Here is a 19,774-nt window from a genome sequence, read left to right as displayed (position 1 = left end):
TAGCGCCATCGATGGAATATCGTTGACCGCTGGAAGAACGATAATCTTGTCGTACCCACAAATGACTTGCAAATGCCCAGGGCAAGCTCGCGCCGCGCGTCACGCCAGCGGAGGTAGACTATGTGCTCGTCCAATAAAGGAGATGGAAGATGAAAAAGAACACGCTCTGCCTGTGGTACGACCATGACGCGGAAGAAGCCGCCCACTTCTACGCCCGCACTTTCCCCGACAGCACAGTCGGCGCCGTGCACCGCGCACCATCCGATTTCCCGGGCGGGAAAGCGGATACTGTTTTGACAGTCGAGTTCACCGTGTGCGGCATACCGTGCATCGGCCTCAATGGCGGCAAGGCCTTCAAGCACAGCGAAGCCTTCTCGTTCCAGATCGCCACCGACAATCAGGAAGAAACCGACCGCTACTGGAACGCCATCGTCGGCAACGGCGGCGCGGAGAGCGCTTGCGGCTGGTGCAAGGATAAATGGGGTCTGTCGTGGCAAATCACGCCGCGCGTACTGACCGACGCCATGGCCAAAGGCGGAGACGTCGCCAAGCGCGCGTTCGCGGCGATGATGGAGATGCGCAAGATCGATGTCGCCAAGATCGAAGCGGCGGTGCGCGGCTAAGCCGATACCTCCGGTGTTGTGTCGCAATACTTGCGATCCGTTCCAACACACGGATATAGCCAGCGGCAATAATCGAACTCTTGAAAAGGAGTCTGCGATGAAAAGAACTATTGCCCTGGCCTCGTTTATCCTGTTCGCGCCTTGTGTCGTGCAAGCTGCCGATCCCGAGCTATTTCACCTGGCCGTCGCGGATGTGCCGGTTGAAAACGGCAAGGTGCTCAACATGGAGTTTCAGGAAGTCGCGCGCGAGGCAGAGACATCCACCGTGCAGGTGACGCGGCGCTCCGGCGGATCGGTATCGTCGTCCATGTTCATCCTGCGCGGCATGTGCGGGCTGGCGCGTGCGCGAGGCAAGAAAAATTTCGTCCCCGAGCAGGTCGTGGGAGACACCAATCGCTTCACCGTGACCTTCCCCGACACACCGCCCGATCCCGAATCCCGCAAAGGCTTCACGATGGCTCAGTGTGATCTGATGCGGTACTGATATCGCCGTCGAACCAAACGTCTTCATAGTTCGGGGCAAGCAGCACGCGCCAGCCTGGTGGCAAAGCCAGGTAAGGGACGATTTCCGGGCAACGTTCAGCTAAATGTTCAACGTGAAGTGGCTGATAAAAATCGTCATCCGTTGAATACTCACCGCAGTAAATATACCAGCCGCACGTACCGTTTTCCGGGCGAAGTCGCACGGCGTGAAGCGGCACATTTCCTAACGTCCCTAGCGCAATCCCCACCTTTTCCCCAAGATCGGGTGGCATGTAATCCGTGCCGAAACGTCGGCAAATTTCGCTTGAGTCGTTTTGCATAATTAAGCAGATTCGGTGTATTGGGTTCTGAATGGCGGCTTCTGACCAAGAGACATCAAGCAAAAACGAAAGCAGAAACTATAGCTACGGCCATAATGCTACCAACGAGACCTATCTCCAAAATTCGGATTCTTGGCCTGGGCTTTTCGATCTTAAAATAGCCTATCAATCCTAGCAAACTGCCGCCTGCAGAAAATACGCCGCCAACGACAACACAAAGGGAAAGCAAGGCGACGATAGCGGTCCCGCAAACAAAGCCGCCATTGCCAGCCTGCGTCCTGGCCCACTGTGAGAACAGCCAATTCTGATACGCGAAGTAGACCAACGGAGCAATGGATATAGCACCGAGCATTAGAGACCAGAATCGCAAAGACTTCACTAGTTTAAAAAGTTTCATCAAAAAAATCAGCGCTTACTTTTCTGGCGGTGGGGTCAAGTCTGACATTCGGACACGAAGTCAGCCATATAGGGACTAACAGTAGAGCTCGTGTCCGAATGTCAGACTTGACCCCGCTGCTCGACGGCGGTCTTGATATCGATGAGGTCTTGCATGACGGCCTTCTTCGCCACGCCTTTGAAGAATAAGCTCATTGGTATCGACATCAGTTTCGCAACCACGCCTTGAGGCTGAGAGATGTGCGTCTCCGCCAGCGTGGCGCCGTCGCTGCTCTCGGCTATGCGCTTAATGCACAGGAAGACAAAGCCATCGCTTTCCGCTTTGGTGGTGTAGGTCTCGTTCTCGACCGCCTCGGTGATCCACTTTTCCGCTGTAGCTGGTTTTCCGAACAGCATGCGGGTTTCACGCCACCGCAGTCCTACCAGCCCGCTCGCCGGCTTCTCGACGATCTCGATATCGTCAATGCCGCTGATGGTTTTCGCGGCATTTTCGATATCGGTGATCGTGGCCCAAACTGCGGCCCTGGATGCGTTGATCGCAATTTGAACATCAACAATCACGACGCTGTTCCGCGCAACAGCCCCTCGATCGCATCCAGCAGCACCGGCTCCTGGAACGGTTTGCCGAAGTAGGCGTTCACACCCAGTTGCAGCGCGTAGTTGCGGTGCTTGTCGGCACTGCGGGATGTAATCATGATGATGGGGATGTCCCGCGTGCGCTCATCGCCGCGCACGTTGCGCGTCAGGTCGAAGCCGTCCATGCGCGGCATCTCGATATCGACCAGCATCAGGTCCGGCCGGACGCCTTGCAGCTGCTCCAGCGCGTCCACACCGTCCTTCGCCAGCACCACGTTGTAGCCTTCGCGCTCCAGCAGGCGCTGCGTCACGCGGCGCACGGTCATCGAATCGTCAACCACCATGATCGAGCGGCCTTGCTGGCCAGGCGCCGGGCTGTCGCCAACCGCTTGCGCAAAGTGCTGCTTCATCTCGGGATGATGCGCGAGGTGCTGCGCCAGCGCCACCGGGTTCAGGATCAGGACGATGTCGCCGGAACCCAGCACCGTGGCGCCGGCAATGCCGACCATGCGCGCCAGCTGCGGGCCGATGTTCTTGATGACGACCTCGCGGTTGCCCAACACTTCATCGACACGCACCGCCAGCCGCTCGTTGCCGTTCTTGAGCATCATCACAGGAGCCGAGCGCTGCGCAGGCGGTTGCGCCGCCGCGTCGCCCAGCAATGCAGGCAGGTAGTGCAGCTCGGCGTGCTGGCCCTGGATAGGCACATAGCCGTTGTGGTGCGCTTCAACCAGCGCGGCGTCCTTCATCTGCAGCACCTGCTCGACCAGGATGGCCGGCAGCGCGTAGGTCTTGCCTGCCGCGGAAATCAGCACGACCTGCGTGACGGCCAGCGTCAACGGCAGATGGATGGTGAAGCGCGTGCCTTTGCCGCGTTCGGAGAACATGTCGACGCGCCCGCCCAGCGCCTGCGCTTCCGACTGCACGACGTCCATGCCGACGCCACGGCCGGACAGCTCCGTCAACGATTCGGCGGTGGAGAAGCCGGGTTCGAAAATCAGGTCGGCGATCTGGGCGTCGGTGACTTCTTCGTCTTCTTGCAGCAGGCCGTTGCTGATCGCCTTGGCGCGGATGCGCTCCAGATCGAGGCCGGCGCCGTCGTCGGTAAATTCGATGACAACCTCATTGCCCTGTTGCGTGACCTGCACCAGCAGTTCGCCGGTTTCGTTCTTGCATGCTTCAGTGCGGGCAGTACGCGATTCCACGCCGTGCGCGATCGCGTTGCGCAGCAGGTGTTCGAATGGCGCGGCCATGCGTTCCAGCACGCTGCGGTCGACTTCCACCGCGCTGCCGCGGATGTCGAGGTTGACGCGCTTGTCGACTTCCTTGGCGCTCTGGCGGGCGACGCGGAACAGGCGTTCGGAGATGCTGGCGAATGGCACCATACGCACGCGCATCAGATCGCGTTGCAGGTCCCGTGTGAGGCGGGCTTGCAGCACCAGATCGTCGCCGGCGCTGTCGACGCTGCGGGTCAGGCTTTCGTGGAAGGAGGCGACGTCGTTGACGCTTTCCGCCATCATGCGGGTCAGTTCCTGCAGGCGCGTGAAGCGGTCGAATTCAAGCGGGTCGAATTCGCGCTCGCTGGAGATCGACATGCGGGAGGCGATCTGCGATTCTGCCTGCATTTCGACTTCGCGCAGTTGGCGGCGCAAGCGGGTCAGGTTTTCGGAGAAGTCGAATAACGAGGCACGCAGGGTTTCGACTTCGTTTTCCAGCTTGGAACGGGAGATCGATACTTCGCCGGCCTGGTTCACCAGGCGGTCGAGGATGTCGGCGCGGACGCGGACCAGAGGGGACTTCGTGCCGGTTTGCAGGTCGTCGGCCGGGGTGTGCGGGGAGGCTGCGGCTCCTGCAGCGGCGAGGCTTGCTGCGGCTGCGTCGCCGGCGGTGCTGGCGGCGCCGGTGGCGTCTGCGGTGAGGTCCGTGGCGATGTCGCTGGTGCCGGCGATGGCTGGCGTGCCCGCGTCCAGTTTGGTGACGTCGGCGGCCAGGCCGGTGCTGACGGCTTGCTGCAATGCGTCCGGGTGTTGGAGCTGTTCGAACAGCAGCAGTGCGTGGTCGTAGTGAGCCAGCAGTTCGTCGAACGCTTGCGGCGTGGCGGAACCGGCGTGCACCATGTTTTCAATGTGCGTTTCGATTTCGTGGGCGTGCTGGCCCAGGCGCATTGCGCCGGCCATGCGGGCGCTGCCCTTCACGGTATGCAGGAGCCGCAGCAGGCTTTGGGCGTGCGTGGTGTCGGCAGGGGTGTGCTGCCAGGCGCGCAGCGCTTCGCCGACTTGCGGCAGCAGATCCGCGCCTTCTTCCAGGAAGACGGGCAGCAGGTCGGCGTCCAGTTCGTCGTGGAAGATGGCTGGGGCGGCAGCCAGGATTTCGGGTTCGGCAGGAGGGAGTTCGAGGATCTCGGCGTCTAGCTCCGGCTCGGGTTCCGGTTCGGGCGCCAGCTCAGGCAGCGGCTCTGGCTCTGGCTCCGGCTCCGGCTCGGGCGGCGGCGCGACGAATGGCGGCGGAAGCTCGGACTCTGGCTCTGGCTCCGGCTCGGCGACAGCGGGCGCTGGCGCCGGTTCAGGTTCCTGAGCCAGCGGTTCTGCTATCTTGAGCGGTGGCTCGGCGAAGGCATCGTCAAACGCGGCGTTGAACAGGTCATCGATGCTGTCATCTGCACGCGCTTCGGTCTTTTTCGACGCAGGCGTAGCTGCGGGCGCATCCGATTCCGGCACGCTGCCGCTGATCGCATCAAACGTCTCGCGGAACAGCTTGTCCATCGCCGACTCCACCGGCGCAGGCGGCGCAGACGTGATGTCGTGCATCGTCTCCGCGACCAGATCGTCCAGTCGTGCCTCGATATCGTTGCTGGCCGCAGGCGGTGCAGCTTCCAGCTCCGCACGCAGATCGTGCAGCGCCGTAATCAACTCCGGCTGCGCGGCCGGCATGTCGCCCGCCGCAAAACTCTGCAGCATCTGGCGGATGCGTTCTATCGTAAAGTCCAGCAGATCATGCTGCACCTGATCCAGATGCGGCGCAGGCGGCAGCAAGGCCTGTAGCGTGGACTCCAGCGCCAGCGCCAATTCGCGCAAGGCCTTGAAACCCACCGTGCCCGAAGTACCGGCCAGGGTATGCGAAGCCTGCAACGCCTCCGCGTTCACCGGCCGGCGCGGCTCATGGCGCCATTCGCCAAAGTCCTGCGTCAGCAGGCGCACCAGTTCATCCGTCTCGTGCAGATAGATGTTGTACAGCGGCAGAGCGATTTCCAGCTCGCCGATATGCTTGACGTTGTCGTCGCGCGGCACCAGCGGCGCGATGGTCGGGAACTCGATGACGTTGCCGACAGCGGTAACCACCGGCGGCGCAGGCAGCTCCGTCAAAGGCGGCAGCTCGACCGCCTCCGGCTCTTCAGTGGCAGCAAAATCTGGCTCCTCAACCACGGCCTGCGCGGCCTCCTCCACCGGCACCGGTGAAGGCTCCGCAGCCGACGGCGCATCGATGACGAACCCGCCGCCATCCTGCACACGCGCAGCCGCAGCCACCAGCGCCTCTGCATTGCGCGCTGAAACGCCAGTGGCGACCAACTCCGCCACCCACGCCCCCATCTGCCGCGCCGCCTCGTTCAGCAAATCAAATAGCGCATCCGTCGCCGGCCGCGCTTCCGCCAGCCACACATTCATCACCCGTTCAATGCCATGCGCCGCATCGGCAAACTGGTTCAGGCCCACCATCCGCCCGCTGCCCTTGAGCGTGTGGAAGGAGCGCCGCAGCATGGTCAGGTTCTCTTCACTGCCCGACTCCGCGCGCGGCTTGGCCAGCGTCGCATCGACGAACTGCAGCACCTCCTGCGCCTCGGAGATAAAGATCTCCAGCAGCTCCGCCTCCACCGCCGCATCGCTGCTGGCCGGCGCTGGCGCCTCGACCGGCATCGCCACCGGCGCGGGCGCAGGCACCTGATCCTCCAGCACCGGGATCGATTCCGAAGCCGGCATCTTCTTGAACGGCACCGAACGGAAAGTGCCATGCTCCGCATCGAACGCAAAGCGCTCGCGTGCACCGGCCGCGTTCTGCGCCAGCATATCAACAAAGAAGCCCAGCGCACCGACGTTCTGCGCGATATCGTCCAACGCCTTCGGCTCCAGCGACGGATCGCCCTCGCCCGACGCCAGCGCATGCACCGCCGCCTTCACATGCCGCGCCGCTTGCGTCGCATCGTCCTGGTCCAGGATCGCCAGCGCGCCCTGCAACTGGTGCAGCACCGGATCCAGGTCCACCAGCGACGGCCGCTTCGACGGATCGGCGTAGTACTCATCGAGCACCTTCTCCACCTGCCGCAGGCCGGTTTTCATCTCCATCGCCAGCGCGACGACCGTGTCGTCCTGCTGCATTTGCTGCGCCAGACCGCTCTGCCATTGCGCCGGTTCCGGCGGCGTGTCGCCGGACACCAGCGCCAGCAAGCGCGCGCCTATCGTATCGGCATGCGCCGCGAAATCGCCGGGCAAATGGCGGATCTGCTCCAGCCCATGCTCGGCAAACAGCAGCGCGGTCGCCATCTCCAGCGCCAGCTCTTCGCTGCGGCCGGCGGAGATGGCGGTGCGCGCCACATCGGCCAGCTGCCGCAGCAGCACGCTCAGCGCGGGTATCTCCAGCTGATCGCAAGCCCCGGCCACCTCGGCCAGCGCACCACCGAAGGCCGCGTCAAGCGACGGATCGATTTCCGCTCCGGCCAGCCTGTCCCAGCTTGCCTTGGCCTTGGCCATGCCGGCCTTGGCGCGCTCCAGCGCATCGAGGTCAATCTGGCCGTAGCGACGGCGTTCATAATCGGATGGCACCAAACCGTCCAGCGCAAACACGCGACGCAACTGCTGCACCGTTTCCGACGCCGACGCAGGACCGGCAGCGGCGATGAAGAACAGCGCGTCACGCAGCATCGCATCCGGCTGCGCGGCGGCGCCCTGGCTCAAGCGGCGTATCTGCAAATTGATCAGGCCAAACAGCTGCTTGACATACAAGCCGCCCGCCAGCTCGCCGCTGGCCACCAGTTCGGCGAAAGCCTGCATCGCCAGCCAGAAGGTGTGCGCCTTGGCGTCCTGCTGCGCGGCGGCGACCAGCTTCACGGCGTCGAGCAGCGCGGCGGCATGCTCCTGCTGTTGCGCCGCTTCGGTGCTCTTCAGGTATGGCAGCAGCGATTTTTCAAACCGCTGGCGATACGCCGCATAGTCGACGACCGGCGCCTCGCCCACAGGCGGCAGCCCAGCGCCGCGCGACAGATCGGGATAGAACAGATCGGCCGGATGGATGCGCTCCACGCCCATCATCTCCTGCACCGCGCGGTAGTACGGGAACAGCTTGACCGGCTGCGACGGCGCACCTTCCAGCAGCTCCTGCAAATACTCGACCAGCGCCTGATACAGCTCCGCCAGCGTCTGCGCATGGTCGGTGCTGCATTTGAGCGTGCCGGCCTTGAAGCGGTCCAGCGCCTCCTCGGCCACCTGCGTCATCAGGCCGACGCCGTCCACGTCCACCATCATCAGCGCGCCGTGCGCCTGATGCAGATGCGACTTGGCGTGCTGCAGCTGGGTCGCCTGATCTTCCGGCGCCCGGCCACCCGCTTCGAACAGGGCGGTTTTCGAGCGTGCCAGCGACTCGCGGATTTCCACCATCACCCACGACAAAGGGCCGGTATCGAACTGCGGTTGCGGCGGATTCGGAAAATCAGTTGTGGTCATGCTTGCCTCGGCCTTTCAATGATGGGCGGTTCAGGACGCGATACGGAATCGCGCCACCGAGTTTTTCAATTCCTGCGCCAGCACTGACAGCTTGTGAATCGATTGCGCGGTTTGCTGGGTGCCGTCCTGGGTTTGCTCCGTCACCGTCAAAATATGTTGGATGTTCTGCGCCACGCCGCTCGCCGACGTGGCCTGCTGGCCGGTCGCCATCGAGATGCCGGAGATCAGCTCGGCCAGGCGGTTCGACACCTGCGAGATGTCGTTCAGCGCCGCGCCGGCCGCGTCGGACAGGCGCGCGCCTTCGACCACGCCCTGCGTCGACTTCTCCATTGCCGCCACGGCGTCGTGGGTATCGGTTTGAATCGTGCGTACCAGCGCGCCGATCTGCTTGGCCGCTTCGGCCGAGCGTTCGGCCAGGCGCTGCACCTCTTCCGCCACCACCGAGAAGCCGCGCCCCGCCTCGCCGGCCGATGCGGCCTGGATCGCCGCGTTCAGCGCCAGCACGTTGGTCTGTTCGGTGATGTCGGAAATGAGTTCGGTGATCTCGCCGATCTCCTGCGACGATTCGCCCAGGCGCTTGATGCGCTTGGACGTATCCTGGATCTGCTCGCGGATTTCGTGCATGCCCTTGATGGCGTTTTCCACCGCCGTCGCGCCCTGCTGCGCCGCCGCCACCGATTGCCGCGCCACGTCGGCCGATTCGCTGGCCGAGCGCGATACGTCGGTAATCTCGTTGGCCATCTTGACCACCGTGGCCGACGCATCCTGGATCTCGCGCGACTGCTGCTGGGATGCCAGCAGCAGATCGCTGGAGATGCTCTGCGCGTGGGTGGACGCCTTGGTCACCTGCTCGGCGGTGGCGGTCACGCGGCCGACCAGGCCGCGCAGCTCTTCCACCGTGTAGTTGACCGAGTCGGCGATGGCGCCGGTGATGTCCTCGGACACCGTGGCCTGCACCGTCAAGTCACCGTCCGCCACTTCCTGCAGCTCGTTCATCAGGCGCAGAATCGCCGCCTGATTCTGGTCGTTCATGGCCTTGGCTTCCTCTTCCTTGCGCTGCGACTGCTGGCGCATGGATTCCGCTTCCTGGCGGCGGCGGTCGGCGCCACGGGTGCGGTTGTACGAATCCATCAGCAGCACGCGGCCGATGGCCGCCGCCGACACCAGCGTCAGCATGCCGCCGGCCACCATCAGCCAGAAGGTCATGCCCAGCGAATCCTGGTCTTCGCGGTAGGCTTGCTGGAGCACCGACAGGCGCTGGCGCAACGCCTCGTTGTCATTGAAGATCAACTGTTCGGCGTTCTTGGCGGCGCCGAATTTATCGAGCTTGTCGAGGATGGCCGACACCAGCTTCTGGTATTCCTCGAATTCGGTTTTCAGCGCGGTGAACTTGTCGCGCAGGTCCGGCTCGCGCACAGCGGCCAGTCCCAGCGGCGCGCTGCCGTTGAGGAAGCCGTCGACGGTGTTACGGAACACGGTGGTGTCGCGGCCCAGCTGGAACGCGGTTTCCGAGCTGATGCCGCCGGCGGTGAGGAATTCGCCGGCGCTGCGGCTCATGCGCTGGGTCAGCATGGTCAGCTTGCCGAGCGCCGCGATCTCGCGCGCCGATCCGCCGCGCTGCACCTTGAGCGCGGAGATGTCTTCGGTGCGGTTGAGCAGGGCCGGCGACATGTCGTTGAGCTTTTTCAGCGTCTTATCGACGCCGCTCAAGTCGGCCTTCAGCAGCAGGATGGTGCCGGCCGCGATGTCGGACGGGCCCCACTGCTTGCGCGCCGCCGCCACCACGGGCGCCAGCGCGGAAATCGGTTCGCCGATCTCACGGCCCTGATAGCGGCCGCCGCGCGTCATCAGCGCGAAGTCGTTGCTCAATTCCTTGCGGCTTTCCTCCAGCTGGCGGAAGCCTTCGGCGCTGCCCTGCACCGCATTCGGCGTCGCCTTGCCGATGCGCTGCGAGTGCATCAGCGCATCGCTGGCGACCTGGGTCTGGGTGGAGCGGTTGGCGCTGTGGATGGTGTTGAGCGCGACGAACAAGGCGCTCAGCGCCAGGCTGACCGCCAATGCCGTCGAGAGTATGCTCAGCTGGCGCTGCGCCGGCAGGTGGCCGATCAGCGGCAGCTTGAAGCCGGTCCCCGGCTCGGCTGCGGCGACGGGAGCGCCGCCGCGACGGCCCAGCGCATCGCGCAGGCGCAGCGGCGCGGCGCTGTCCGCGCTATCGGCGGCGGCGGACGGCGGGTCCGCTGCGATGGCAGTGTGCAGAAACTGCGAATCGCCCGCTTCGCCCAATTCTGAATTCGCTGCCATGTCCTGGCCGGCATTCCGGTTGCCACGCGAGAAAAAACCCATCTTGAAAGCCATGCCACCCTCTCCGGATTAGTTGCGGTCTACACCAGTATGCCGCCCTTACAAACCAACTTGCAGAAAACGCGATTCACGTACCAGCTGCGCCAGGTCGATGCGGGTCCATTGCTGGCCTTCGCCGTCGGTGAAGTGCTGGCTGCTCCATTCGGGTCCGGCGCCGGCCGGCGCTTCCACTGCCTGCATATCTGTCAGCTTGCGCAGGCCCAGCACGCGTTCGGCCAGCAGCGCGCAATTGAAGCCCAGCGTGGGAGCGAAGGTAATCAGGCGGCGTTCGGATGCCGCCGCGTCGCCTGCGGCCTGGCCCTGGTAGCGCGCCAGGTCGATCACGCCGGTCAGATTGCCGCGAATATTGGCCAGGCCCTGATACCAATCCTGCGCCAGCGGCACCGGCGTCACCGGCTGCACCGGCACGATTTCACTGATCTGGGTCAAGTCCAGCAAACAGTGGCGGCCGCCGATCATCACGCCAAGCTCACGGCCGGCGGCAGCGGGACCGGTTTTGGCGGCCTGCATGCGCTCCAGCAGCTGCACCTGATACTGGCGCAGACGGCTGCGGCGTTCCGGGCCGGCCGGTGTGGATGGAGTGTCGGGCGCCTGGCTGCTCATCGCTTAGCCGAGGGCGGCGATTTTGGCCAGCAGCTCGGCCGCGTCGACCGGCTTGACCAGGTAGTCGCGCGCACCCTGGCGCAGGCCCCAGATACGGTCGGTCTCCTGGTTCTTGCTGGAGCAGATAATCACCGGCACGTCCTGCAGCTCGGGATCGCGGGCGATCGAGCGCGTGACCTGGAAGCCGTTCGCGCCCGGCATGACCACGTCCATCAGGATCAGCTGGGGTTTGTCGGCCTTGATCTTGGCCAGCGCCTCCTCGCCGTTTTCGGCGGTGGAAACGGTAAAACCGTTTTTGACCAGGATGTCGGTCAGGTAGTAACGCTCCGTGGGCGAATCGTCGACGATCAGAATTCTTTGTATGGTCATGGTATTCCCCTGAAGCTTATTCTTGTGTAGCGACGGCGCCGCCGCCGGTGTGCTCGCGCACAGCGGCCAGCAGGCTGTCTTTGGTAAAAGGTTTGGTCAGATAGGCGGCCGAGCCGACCATGGCGCCGCGCGCGCGGTCGAACAGGCCGTCCTTGGACGACAGCATCAGCACCGGCGTGGCGTGGAACTTCGCGCTTTTTTTGATCAGCGCGCAGGTCTGGTAGCCGTCCAGCCGTGGCATTAAAATATCGCAGAAGACCAGCGCCGGATGGTGGTCGTTGATCTTGGCCAGCGCGTCGAATCCATCCTCGGCCAGCACCACCTGGTAGCCTGCCTGGGTCAGGAAGATCTCGGCCGAACGACGTATCGTGCTGCTGTCGTCGATCACCATGATTTTCAGGGCATTAGCGTGCGGCGCGGTCGTCGTCATAATCGGTTCGCTGGAATGGTGGCTACACCATAGCATAGCCAGGCGGCGGCTGGCGCGATAGTCGCAATAGTGGCCATGCCTGGCCATGCGCCGTGCAGCCGGGGGCGGGGAATCAGATGGCTACCATCTCGAAATCGTCCTTGCGGGCGCCGCATTCCGGGCAGCTCCAGTTCATCGGCACGTCCGCCCAGCGGGTGCCCGGGGCGATGCCTTCGTCCGGCAAACCGGTTTCCTCGTCGTAGATCCAGCCACAGATCAGGCACATCCAGGTCTGGAACTCCTGCGTTGTTTCATTGCTACTCACGTTCTGCCACCCTTCAATCAAGTAAAATGCTGAATTAGGTATCTTAATCTACCCGCCGTGCAAAACCAAACTTCTCCTCTCATATTAAGCTTCGGCGCCGCCGATCCGGCCGGCGCGATCGGCGTCCAGGCCGACCTGGCGGTATTTTCCGCCCTCTCCTGCACCGGCCTTGCCGTGACCACCGCGTTGCTGATCGGCGACAGTGCCCGCGTCGAAGACGCCCAGGACATCGACCCTGACTGGGTCTCCGACCAGGCACGCGTGGTGCTGGAGGATATGACCATGGCCGCCTTCAAGGTCGGCGCGCTGACCAATATCGAGCAGGTGGCGGCCATCGCCGAGATCCTGTCCGACTATCCGGATGCGCCGCTGATACTCGATCCGTTCAGCTCCCGCCTGCCCGATCCGGCCGACGCCGACGAAGCCGAGGAACTGCTGACGGCTTTGCGCCAGCTGCTGGTGCCGCAGGCCACGTTGCTGATGCTGTCGCAGGTGGAGCTGGGCCGGCTGGCCGAAACCTGGCGCGAAGGCGCCGAAGACACGATGGAGTCGGACGTCGAGCACCTGCTGGCCCTGGGCTGCGAATTCGTGCTCGTCACCGGCACCCAGGCCGGCGCGCCGCAGGGCGAAGCGGCCGCACCGAACACCCTGGCCAACACCCTGTTCGGCGCCGACGGCATGATCAGCCACGACGCCTGGCAGCACATGCCCGGCCCCTTCCTCGGCGCGGGCGGCACGCTGTCGGCGGCGATCACCGCCTTCATGGCGCGCGGCGCCGAAGTGCCGGGCGCGGTGGCGGCGGCGCAGGAGTACACCGTCGGCGCGCTGGCGCACGCCCATCGCTACGGCATGGGCAAGTTTATCCCGAACCGTTTTTTCCATATGCAGCAGGCTTTACCAACTTGATATTGAAGATGCCATCATGACTACGACTTCGCAGAACCAGGTTTCAAAAAACGACGAGTTGTTCGAACGCGCCCAGAAAACCACGCCCGGCGGCGTCAACTCGCCGGTGCGCGCTTTCCGCTCGGTAGGCGGCACGCCGCGCTTCATCACCCGCGCCGAAGGCCCGTACTTCTGGGACGCGGACGACAAGCGCTACATCGACTACATCGGTTCCTGGGGTCCGGCGATCGTCGGCCACGCGCATCCGGTGGTGGTCAAGGCGGTGCAGGAAGCGGCCGCGCGCGGCCTGTCGTTCGGCGCGCCGACCGAAGGCGAGATCCTGATGGCCGAAGAAATCTGCCGCCTGGTGCCGTCGATCGAGCAGGTGCGCCTGGTTTCGTCGGGCACCGAGGCGACCATGAGCGCGTTGCGCCTGGCGCGCGGCGCCACGGGCCGCGACAAGATCATCAAGTTCGAAGGCTGCTACCACGGCCACGCCGATTCGCTGCTGGTCAAGGCGGGCAGCGGCCTGCTCACCTTCGGCAATCCGACATCGGCCGGCGTGCCGGAGGACTTCGTCAAGCACACGCTGGTGCTGGACTATAACAATGTGGCCCAGCTGGAGCAGGCCTTCGCGGAATTCGGCGACGAAATCGCCTGCGTGATCGTCGAGCCGGTGGCCGGCAATATGAACCTGATCAAGGCCACCGAGGCCTTCCTGCAGGCGATGCGTACGCTGTGCACCAAGCATGGCTCGGTGCTGATCTTCGACGAAGTGATGTGCGGCTTCCGCGTGGCGCTGGGCGGCGCGCAGGAACTGTACGGCATCAAGCCGGACCTGACGGCGCTGGGTAAGGTGATCGGCGGCGGCCTGCCGGTGGCGGCCTTCGGCGGCAGCGCCGAGTTGATGAGCAAGATGGCGCCGCTGGGCGCCGTCTACCAGGCGGGCACTTTGTCGGGCAATCCGGTGGCGGTGGCGGCGGGCATGACGACGCTGAAGATCATCCAGCAGCCGGGCTTCTACGAGCAGTTGAGCGCGACGGCTGCGCGTCTGGCGGCCGGTTTGACCAAGGCGGCCAAGGATGCGGGCATCGTGTTCTGCGCGGATGCGGTGGGCGGCATGTTCGGCCTGTACTTCAGCGAGACGCCGCCGAACAACTACGCCGAGATGATGGCGGGCGACCGCGCGCGCTTCAACGTGTTCTTCCACGCGATGCTGGATGAAGGCGTGTACTTCGCGCCGGCCGCGTTCGAGGCGGGCTTCGTCTCGGCGCAGCACAGCGATGCGGTGATCGACGAAACCATCGCCGCCGCCGCCCGCGTGTTCAAGAAGCTGGCAGCTTAAATCTCGTCTTCCTCGTCCTCTTCGGACAGCTGGATCACGCCGGTGTTGAAGTTGTATTCGAACAGGTCGCCGTAGCGGCCCCACTCGATGGCCACGCGCAGTGCGCGCTCGGCCTCTTCTTCACTGAGCGTGAAGCGCAGCAGCTTGAGGAACAGATCCTCCGGCAAGTCGCCCGACTTGTCCTGCTGCAGACCATGGCAGATGTAGGCGATCAGCGGCACATGCTCCAGCAGCTGCTTGCCGAAGATCTCCTGGCGCTCGGTGTTGGTCGCCGCGGCGTAGCGGCCGCCCAGGTCCGTCAGCAGGATGTCGCCGTTGGTCAGGTAGGCAAAGCCCAGCAGGATCAAGCCATTCAGCACTTCCAGCAGCTCGGCGTCGGTCAGCTCCGTCTCTTCGGCCAGCTGCGGCAGGTCGGCGCGGCCGGAGAACGGCTCCTCGCCCAGCAGCTCCAGGATACCTTCCATGTGCGCGATGTCGGCCTGCGGCAGACGGTCGCCCAGCTGCAGCTTGACTTCCTTCTCGCTGATCAGGCCACGGCGGCCGGCGCCGGCGGTCATCAGCTCATACACCTTGTCGATCAGCTGGCGCACTTCCGGCCCTTCGGCCTTGCGCGGCTGCGGCAGCGATATCGGCAGCTCGGCGCGCACGCGGCCAGGGTCGCTGGCGAAGATCAGCACGCGGTCGGCCATCATCACCGCTTCCTCGATATTGTGCGACACCACCAGGATCGCCTTGGTCGGGATCTGGCCGGACTGCCACAGCTCCAGGATCTCTTCGCGCAGGCGCTCGCCGGTCAGCACGTCCAGCGCGGAAAACGCTTCGTCCATCAGCAGCACTTCCGGCTCCATCACCAGCGCGCGGGCGATGCCGACGCGCTGGCGCATGCCGCCCGACAGCTCGCGCGGCAGCGCGCCTTCAAAGCCCGACAGGCCGATCAAGTCGATCACCTTTTCGGCGCGGCGCGCGCGCTCGTCGGCCGGCATGCCCTGCGCCTCCAGCCCCAGCTCGACGTTCTTCTGCACCGTCAGCCACGGGAACAGCGCGAACGACTGGAACACCATGCGGATACCGCGCGCCGTGCCGTACAGCGGCATGCCGCGATACAGCACCTGGCCTTCATCGGCCTGTATCAGGCCCGCCATGATGCGCAGCATGGTCGATTTGCCGGAGCCGGACTGGCCCAGCAACGCGACGATCTCGCCTTCGTTCAGCGTGAAGTCCACGCCTTCCAGCACCGAGCGCGCGGAGCCGTCGGCGGCACGAAAGTGTTTGCCGACCGATTTCAGTTCGACGATAGGAGTGCTCATAATTCGATCCTAGAAATGCAGCCGGCTCTCGGCCATGGTGTACAGGCGGCGCCAGACGAAGTGGTTGAAGCCCATGACGAAGATGCACATGATGCCGATGCCCAGCGCGATGCGCGGGAAGTCGCCGGCGGTGGTCATCTCCTGGATGTAGCTGCCGATGCCGTGGGCCTTCAATGTGGTCGGCCCCCAGCTGACGTATTCGGCCACGATGCTGGCGTTCCACGAGCCGCCGGTGGCGGTGATGGCGCCGGTGACGAAGCTGGGGAAGATCGCCGGCAGCAGGTAGCGGCGCCATTTGAGCCAGCCGGTCAGACCGAAGTTCTTGGCGGCGTGACGCAGCTCGGTCGGTATCGTCGAGGCGCCGGCGATCACGTTGAACAGCAGGTACCACTGGGTACCGAGGATCATCAGCGGCGACAGCCAGATGTCCGGGTTCAGGTGGTAGCGCACGATCAGCACCACCGCCACCGGGAACACCAGATTGGTCGGGAAGGCGGCCAGGAACTGCGCCACCGCCTGCGTGCGCGAGGCCCAGCGCGGATTCATGCCGATCCACACGCCGACCGGCACCCACACCAGCGCGGCCAATGCCAGCAACAGGATCACGCGCGCCAGCGTGTACAGGCCAAGCACGAACACATGCCCTACTTCGGCCCAACCCACTTCGGTGCTGATGAAGTGGCCCAGGCTCCACAAGGCGTAGAACACCACGGCGGCGATCACCGCATCCCACACGCGCTGCGGCACCATCGACGGCTGGTCGCGGCGGGCGCGGATCGAGGTGCCGTCGTGGCCGAGGCGGAACAGCGCGATGGAGCGCGACAGCATGGCGCCGAACCATTCGACCATGGCCTGTGTGCGCTCGGTGCGGCGCAGCCAGGTGAGCAGCCACGATTGCTGCGCCGTGTCGCTGCCGGTTTCCTCGAAGCGGAACTTGTCGGCCCAGGCCAGCAAAGGGCGGAAGAACAGCTGGTCGTACATCAGCACCGCCACCAGCATGGCGCCGATGGCCCAGCCGATGGCGCCCATGTCGCTCTTGGCGATGGCCAGCGCGATGTAGGAACCGATGCCGGGCAGCTTGATGTCCTGGCCGGAGACGGAAATCGCTTCCGACGCCACCACGAAGAACCAGCCGCCGGACATCGACATCATCATGTTCCACAGCAGGCCGGGCATGGCGAACGGCAGTTCCAGGCGCCAGAAGCGCTGCCAGCCCGACAGCTGGAACACGCTGGCCGCCTCCGACAGTTCGGCCGGCACGGAGCGGAAGCCCTGGTAGGCGGAAAACGCCATGTTCCAGGCTTGCGAGGTGAAGATGGCGAAGATGGCGGCGCATTCCACGCCCAGCAGGTTGCCGGGGAAGAGCGCAATGAAGGCCGTCACGGTGATCGACAGGAAGCCCAGGATGGGGATCGATTGCAGGATGTCGAGCAGCGGCACCAGCACTTTTTCGGCCAGCCGGTATTTGGTGGTGAGGGCGGCGAACACGCAGCTGAACACCACCGACAGACCGAGCGCGATGAACATGCGCAGCGTGGTGCGCAGCAGGTAGTAAGGCAGGTAGCTCGGCTCCAGCGACAACGGCAAGGCCTGGCCCAGTTCATACGGGCGGGCCATTTGCTGGCTGCCGTAGGCCATCAGGACGAACAGCGCCAGCACGATGGGCAGCAGGGCCCAGTCCCAGCGGTTGCCGCCGGCTTCGACCACCTGACGGGGGAAAAATTGCCGTTTCTTGATCATGTATGTGCTTTCTTCGGCCAGAATACCCGATGCGAATGACCGGAGAATGACGCAGGCCGCCATTCTAAAGGATATCGTAAGTCAAATTTATTACAGTCGTGAAAGTTGGTGACTATTGGCGGCCCTAGTAGCGGGCATAATTCAGTGACTATCGAATCAATATTGCGGGTTATGAAACTGATCGCCGAAAAACGCTCCAAAACGGACAAGTACGACGTGCTGCGCTTCGTGCGCAACAATGGCAGCTGTACCGACACGGTGATGCCGCGCCAGGGTATTTTGCCGCATGACCTGCTGCATTATGTGGTGGAGTCGGCGCTGCCGCTGCGGCACGGCTTCCTCAGCCTGCTGGCGCGCGGCGCCGATGCGCAGTTCGTCATGGAGGCGGTGCACGACGCCGCCAACCAGGATGTGGCGACCGAGGCGGTGCAGGCGGAAGCGATCGTCGAGGGTTTGCAGGCGCAGCTGTGGTCGGGCAGGTTCGACGAGGCAGCCTTCCTGGCCGGCGCCGCCTCGGCCTGCACGGCGCGCGACAAGCAACCCTTCGACTTCAGCAAGATCGGCATCGACATCAAGGCGGCCCTGTACGACCGCGCGCTGTCGCTGAACGAAAAATGGAATACAGCGCCCTACTTCAGCACGCTGTCGCTGGAGTTCAGCCCGCAGCCGGTTTGACTTTGCCCGCGGTCTCGCAAGCAGACGAGGCCGGCGCGGCGCCGCGGTTCAGCAGCGGCACGGACATCAGCCAGCCGCGCAGGGTTTTCAGCAAAGAGCGCCCGCACTGTTCATTTACCAGCTGGGCCCGCTCCACGACTTCCTGCTTGCCCTGGCGATAGCGGAACGTACGGAAAGCGGAAGGCGGCGCGGCCGCCGCTTCCGCCGCTTGACCGAGGGCGATGTCCAGCGACATGGCCATCAGGCTTGCGCTCTCGGTCTTCAACTCCTGCCCCAGGTTGTCGTGCCAGTAAGCCGACAGGTCGCCGTGCTCGCGCACCTGGGACACCACCCGCACCATGTTCTGGTAACTGGGCTGTTTCGGCGCCGCGCCCGGCTTATAAATCTGCACCTGGTTTTCCAGCACCAGCGCGCTCTGGTCCTGGGTCATGTAAAACACCGGCGTGCTTTCCACCACCCAGCCTGCACCGCCCGCCTCCTCGGCGCCGATCACTTTGCGGTCGTGGCCAAAGGCGGTTTGCGGCAGTGCGCTCGCCAGCAGTTCGCGGTGGCCATAGCCGGTCAAAATACCCTGATAGGGCAGCAGCACCTTGTCTGCCTCGATCTCGATCTTGCTCTTCTCGTCGTTGCGGCTGGAATTGACCAGCGCACTGTGCGTCGCGATCGCGACCAGCAGTCCGGCCACGCCCGGCGCCGGATACAGCATGGTTCCCGGTCCTTGTCCGGCGCCGTCAAGATTGAGCACGCCCTTGAAAGCGACCTGGTCCTTCTGAGGCAAACGCAGCGCCCAGTCCGGCGACGGCATTTGTGCGGATGCCACGCCCGACAGGCATGCCAGCACGCCTGCGCGCAGGAGAATATGCGAAATGGTCATGCTAGCTCTTCCTGGCCACGACAGCGGCCTGCAGGGTATTAGTTGACGAAGGGTTGCACCAGGCTGTCGCGGGCGCCTTCGATGGCTTGGAAGTAAGCGTTGCTCAGGCTGGGGAAGGCTGGCGCTTCGTCCCAGGCGCCGTTGGCGCTCTTGCTTTGCTTGAGCGGCAAGTACCATTCATAGGTATTGGTTTTCAGGTCGACCAGATAGGCGGAACCGGTCACCACACCCTTCGGATCGCTGGTCGGCACATAGGCCGAGTAATTGCGCGAGATCCCCACTTCGACGATGTCGATCACCAGTATCTTATCCAGCTTGTATTTTTTCTGCAGCGCAGAAAAGTCTTTGAGGGCCAGGTTGGGGCCCTGGGTCGAGGCGTTCGGCAGCTCGGCGATCTTGACGGCGTCATCGATCACGGTGACCTTCTGACCTTTCTTGCGCAGCACGTCCGCCAGCTCGCCTTTGACGAGCAGCAGGTCATCCGACGGCAGGGCCTGGGCGTGTTTGGTGAGCGAGGAGTTGGCCATCGATGCGGCCGCCATGCACAGCAGGCATCCAGCGCCAGGGAAGCTGGTGTCGACTTTGGGCAGCGTGCCCATCATCACGCCGATGTGCGCATCCCCCGCCGATGGCAGCGCCGTCGGGCTCAAGGCCACGGGCATTTGCGGCGCGGTGGCACAACCGGTCAGCAAGGCAAGGCTGGACAACAACGTGAGGAAGATACGGCTTTTCATGAATGGTTCCTGGAAGTGGATGGGATGTATGGTTGTAT

General features: G+C 64.0%; 17 protein-coding genes. 5 read left to right on the top strand and 12 right to left on the bottom strand.

Features of this window, described 5'->3' with window-relative positions; translation table 11 throughout:
* Positions 1-149: 149 nt before the first annotated feature.
* Together GEV02_RS16420 and GEV02_RS16415 are read left to right on the top strand one after the other, a co-directional pair.
* Positions 150-623: a VOC family protein gene (locus GEV02_RS16420; protein WP_152839011.1), complete on the top strand. Its 474-nt coding sequence runs from the start codon at positions 150-152 to the stop codon at positions 621-623.
* Between the two features lie 97 nt (positions 624-720).
* Positions 721-1,107, top strand: a complete 387-nt coding sequence (locus tag GEV02_RS16415; protein ID WP_152839010.1) for a hypothetical protein — start codon at positions 721-723, stop codon at positions 1,105-1,107.
* Here GEV02_RS16415 and GEV02_RS16410 read toward each other — a convergent pair.
* The 8 genes from GEV02_RS16410 to GEV02_RS16375 all read right to left on the bottom strand — a co-directional run bounded on the left by GEV02_RS16410 (position 1,073) and on the right by GEV02_RS16375 (position 12,137).
* Positions 1,073-1,426 carry an immunity protein Imm33 domain-containing protein gene (locus GEV02_RS16410; protein ID WP_152839009.1) on the bottom strand — a complete coding sequence of 118 codons (354 nt, stop codon included), beginning with the start codon at positions 1,424-1,426 and terminating at the stop codon, positions 1,073-1,075. The genes GEV02_RS16415 and GEV02_RS16410 overlap by 35 nt on opposite strands.
* Positions 1,427-1,924: 498 nt before the next feature.
* On the bottom strand, positions 1,925-2,383 hold the full coding sequence (locus GEV02_RS16405) for an SRPBCC family protein (protein WP_152839008.1): 459 nt from the start codon (positions 2,381-2,383) through the stop codon (positions 1,925-1,927).
* Positions 2,380-8,109, bottom strand: coding sequence for a hybrid sensor histidine kinase/response regulator (locus GEV02_RS16400; protein ID WP_152839007.1), 5,730 nt, complete (start codon positions 8,107-8,109; stop codon positions 2,380-2,382). The genes GEV02_RS16405 and GEV02_RS16400 overlap by 4 nt, the downstream gene beginning before the upstream one ends.
* Before the next feature lie 30 nt (positions 8,110-8,139).
* Entirely contained in the window at positions 8,140-10,464 is a 2,325-nt protein-coding gene (locus tag GEV02_RS16395; protein WP_235922804.1) for a methyl-accepting chemotaxis protein, read from the bottom strand.
* Between the two features lie 45 nt (positions 10,465-10,509).
* On the bottom strand, positions 10,510-11,073 hold the full coding sequence (locus GEV02_RS16390; RefSeq protein WP_152839006.1) for a chemotaxis protein CheW: 564 nt from the start codon (positions 11,071-11,073) through the stop codon (positions 10,510-10,512).
* A 3-nt stretch (positions 11,074-11,076) separates the two neighbouring features.
* The gene (locus GEV02_RS16385; RefSeq protein ID WP_008452046.1) at positions 11,077-11,442 is read right to left on the bottom strand and encodes a response regulator; all 366 of its coding nucleotides are present in this window, start codon (positions 11,440-11,442) and stop codon (positions 11,077-11,079) included.
* Between the two features lie 16 nt (positions 11,443-11,458).
* On the bottom strand, positions 11,459-11,872 hold the full coding sequence (locus tag GEV02_RS16380; RefSeq protein WP_008452049.1) for a response regulator: 414 nt from the start codon (positions 11,870-11,872) through the stop codon (positions 11,459-11,461).
* Between the two features lie 112 nt (positions 11,873-11,984).
* Positions 11,985-12,137: a rubredoxin gene (locus GEV02_RS16375; RefSeq protein ID WP_043481419.1), complete on the bottom strand. Its 153-nt coding sequence runs from the start codon at positions 12,135-12,137 to the stop codon at positions 11,985-11,987.
* Between the two features lie 96 nt (positions 12,138-12,233).
* Between GEV02_RS16375 and thiD the strand changes: the two genes are divergently transcribed.
* Both thiD and hemL read left to right on the top strand, forming a co-directional pair.
* Positions 12,234-13,082, top strand: coding sequence for a bifunctional hydroxymethylpyrimidine kinase/phosphomethylpyrimidine kinase (thiD, locus tag GEV02_RS16370; RefSeq protein ID WP_328595833.1), 849 nt, complete (start codon positions 12,234-12,236; stop codon positions 13,080-13,082).
* Positions 13,083-13,098: 16 nt separating this feature from the next.
* Positions 13,099-14,406: a glutamate-1-semialdehyde 2,1-aminomutase gene (hemL, locus tag GEV02_RS16365; protein WP_152839005.1), complete on the top strand. Its 1,308-nt coding sequence runs from the start codon at positions 13,099-13,101 to the stop codon at positions 14,404-14,406.
* Here hemL and GEV02_RS16360 read toward each other — a convergent pair.
* Positions 14,403-15,713 (bottom strand): ABC transporter ATP-binding protein, encoded by a 1,311-nt coding sequence (locus GEV02_RS16360; RefSeq protein WP_008452059.1) that lies wholly within the window; start codon positions 15,711-15,713, stop codon positions 14,403-14,405. The genes hemL and GEV02_RS16360 overlap by 4 nt on opposite strands.
* Positions 15,714-15,722: 9 nt before the next feature.
* Positions 15,723-17,453: an ABC transporter permease gene (locus tag GEV02_RS16355; RefSeq protein WP_152839004.1), complete on the bottom strand. Its 1,731-nt coding sequence runs from the start codon at positions 17,451-17,453 to the stop codon at positions 15,723-15,725.
* Between the two features lie 171 nt (positions 17,454-17,624).
* On the opposite strand from GEV02_RS16355, the gene GEV02_RS16350 reads away from it, so the two are divergent.
* Positions 17,625-18,128 (top strand): hypothetical protein, encoded by a 504-nt coding sequence (locus tag GEV02_RS16350; protein WP_152839003.1) that lies wholly within the window; start codon positions 17,625-17,627, stop codon positions 18,126-18,128.
* Here GEV02_RS16350 and GEV02_RS16345 read toward each other — a convergent pair.
* Positions 18,109-19,002, bottom strand: coding sequence for a hypothetical protein (locus GEV02_RS16345; RefSeq protein ID WP_152839002.1), 894 nt, complete (start codon positions 19,000-19,002; stop codon positions 18,109-18,111). The two genes, GEV02_RS16350 and GEV02_RS16345, sit on opposite strands and share 20 nt — an antisense overlap.
* Before the next feature lie 38 nt (positions 19,003-19,040).
* Positions 19,041-19,736, bottom strand: a complete 696-nt coding sequence (locus GEV02_RS16340; protein ID WP_217433141.1) for a hypothetical protein — start codon at positions 19,734-19,736, stop codon at positions 19,041-19,043.
* Positions 19,737-19,774 lie beyond the last annotated feature (38 nt).

Source organism: Rugamonas aquatica (assembly GCF_009380215.1).
GTDB classification, from domain to species: Bacteria; Pseudomonadota; Gammaproteobacteria; order Burkholderiales; family Burkholderiaceae_D; genus Rugamonas; species Rugamonas aquatica_B.
Note: the sequence above shows the minus strand (reverse complement) of the source record. Positions and strands in the feature narration are given on the sequence as shown.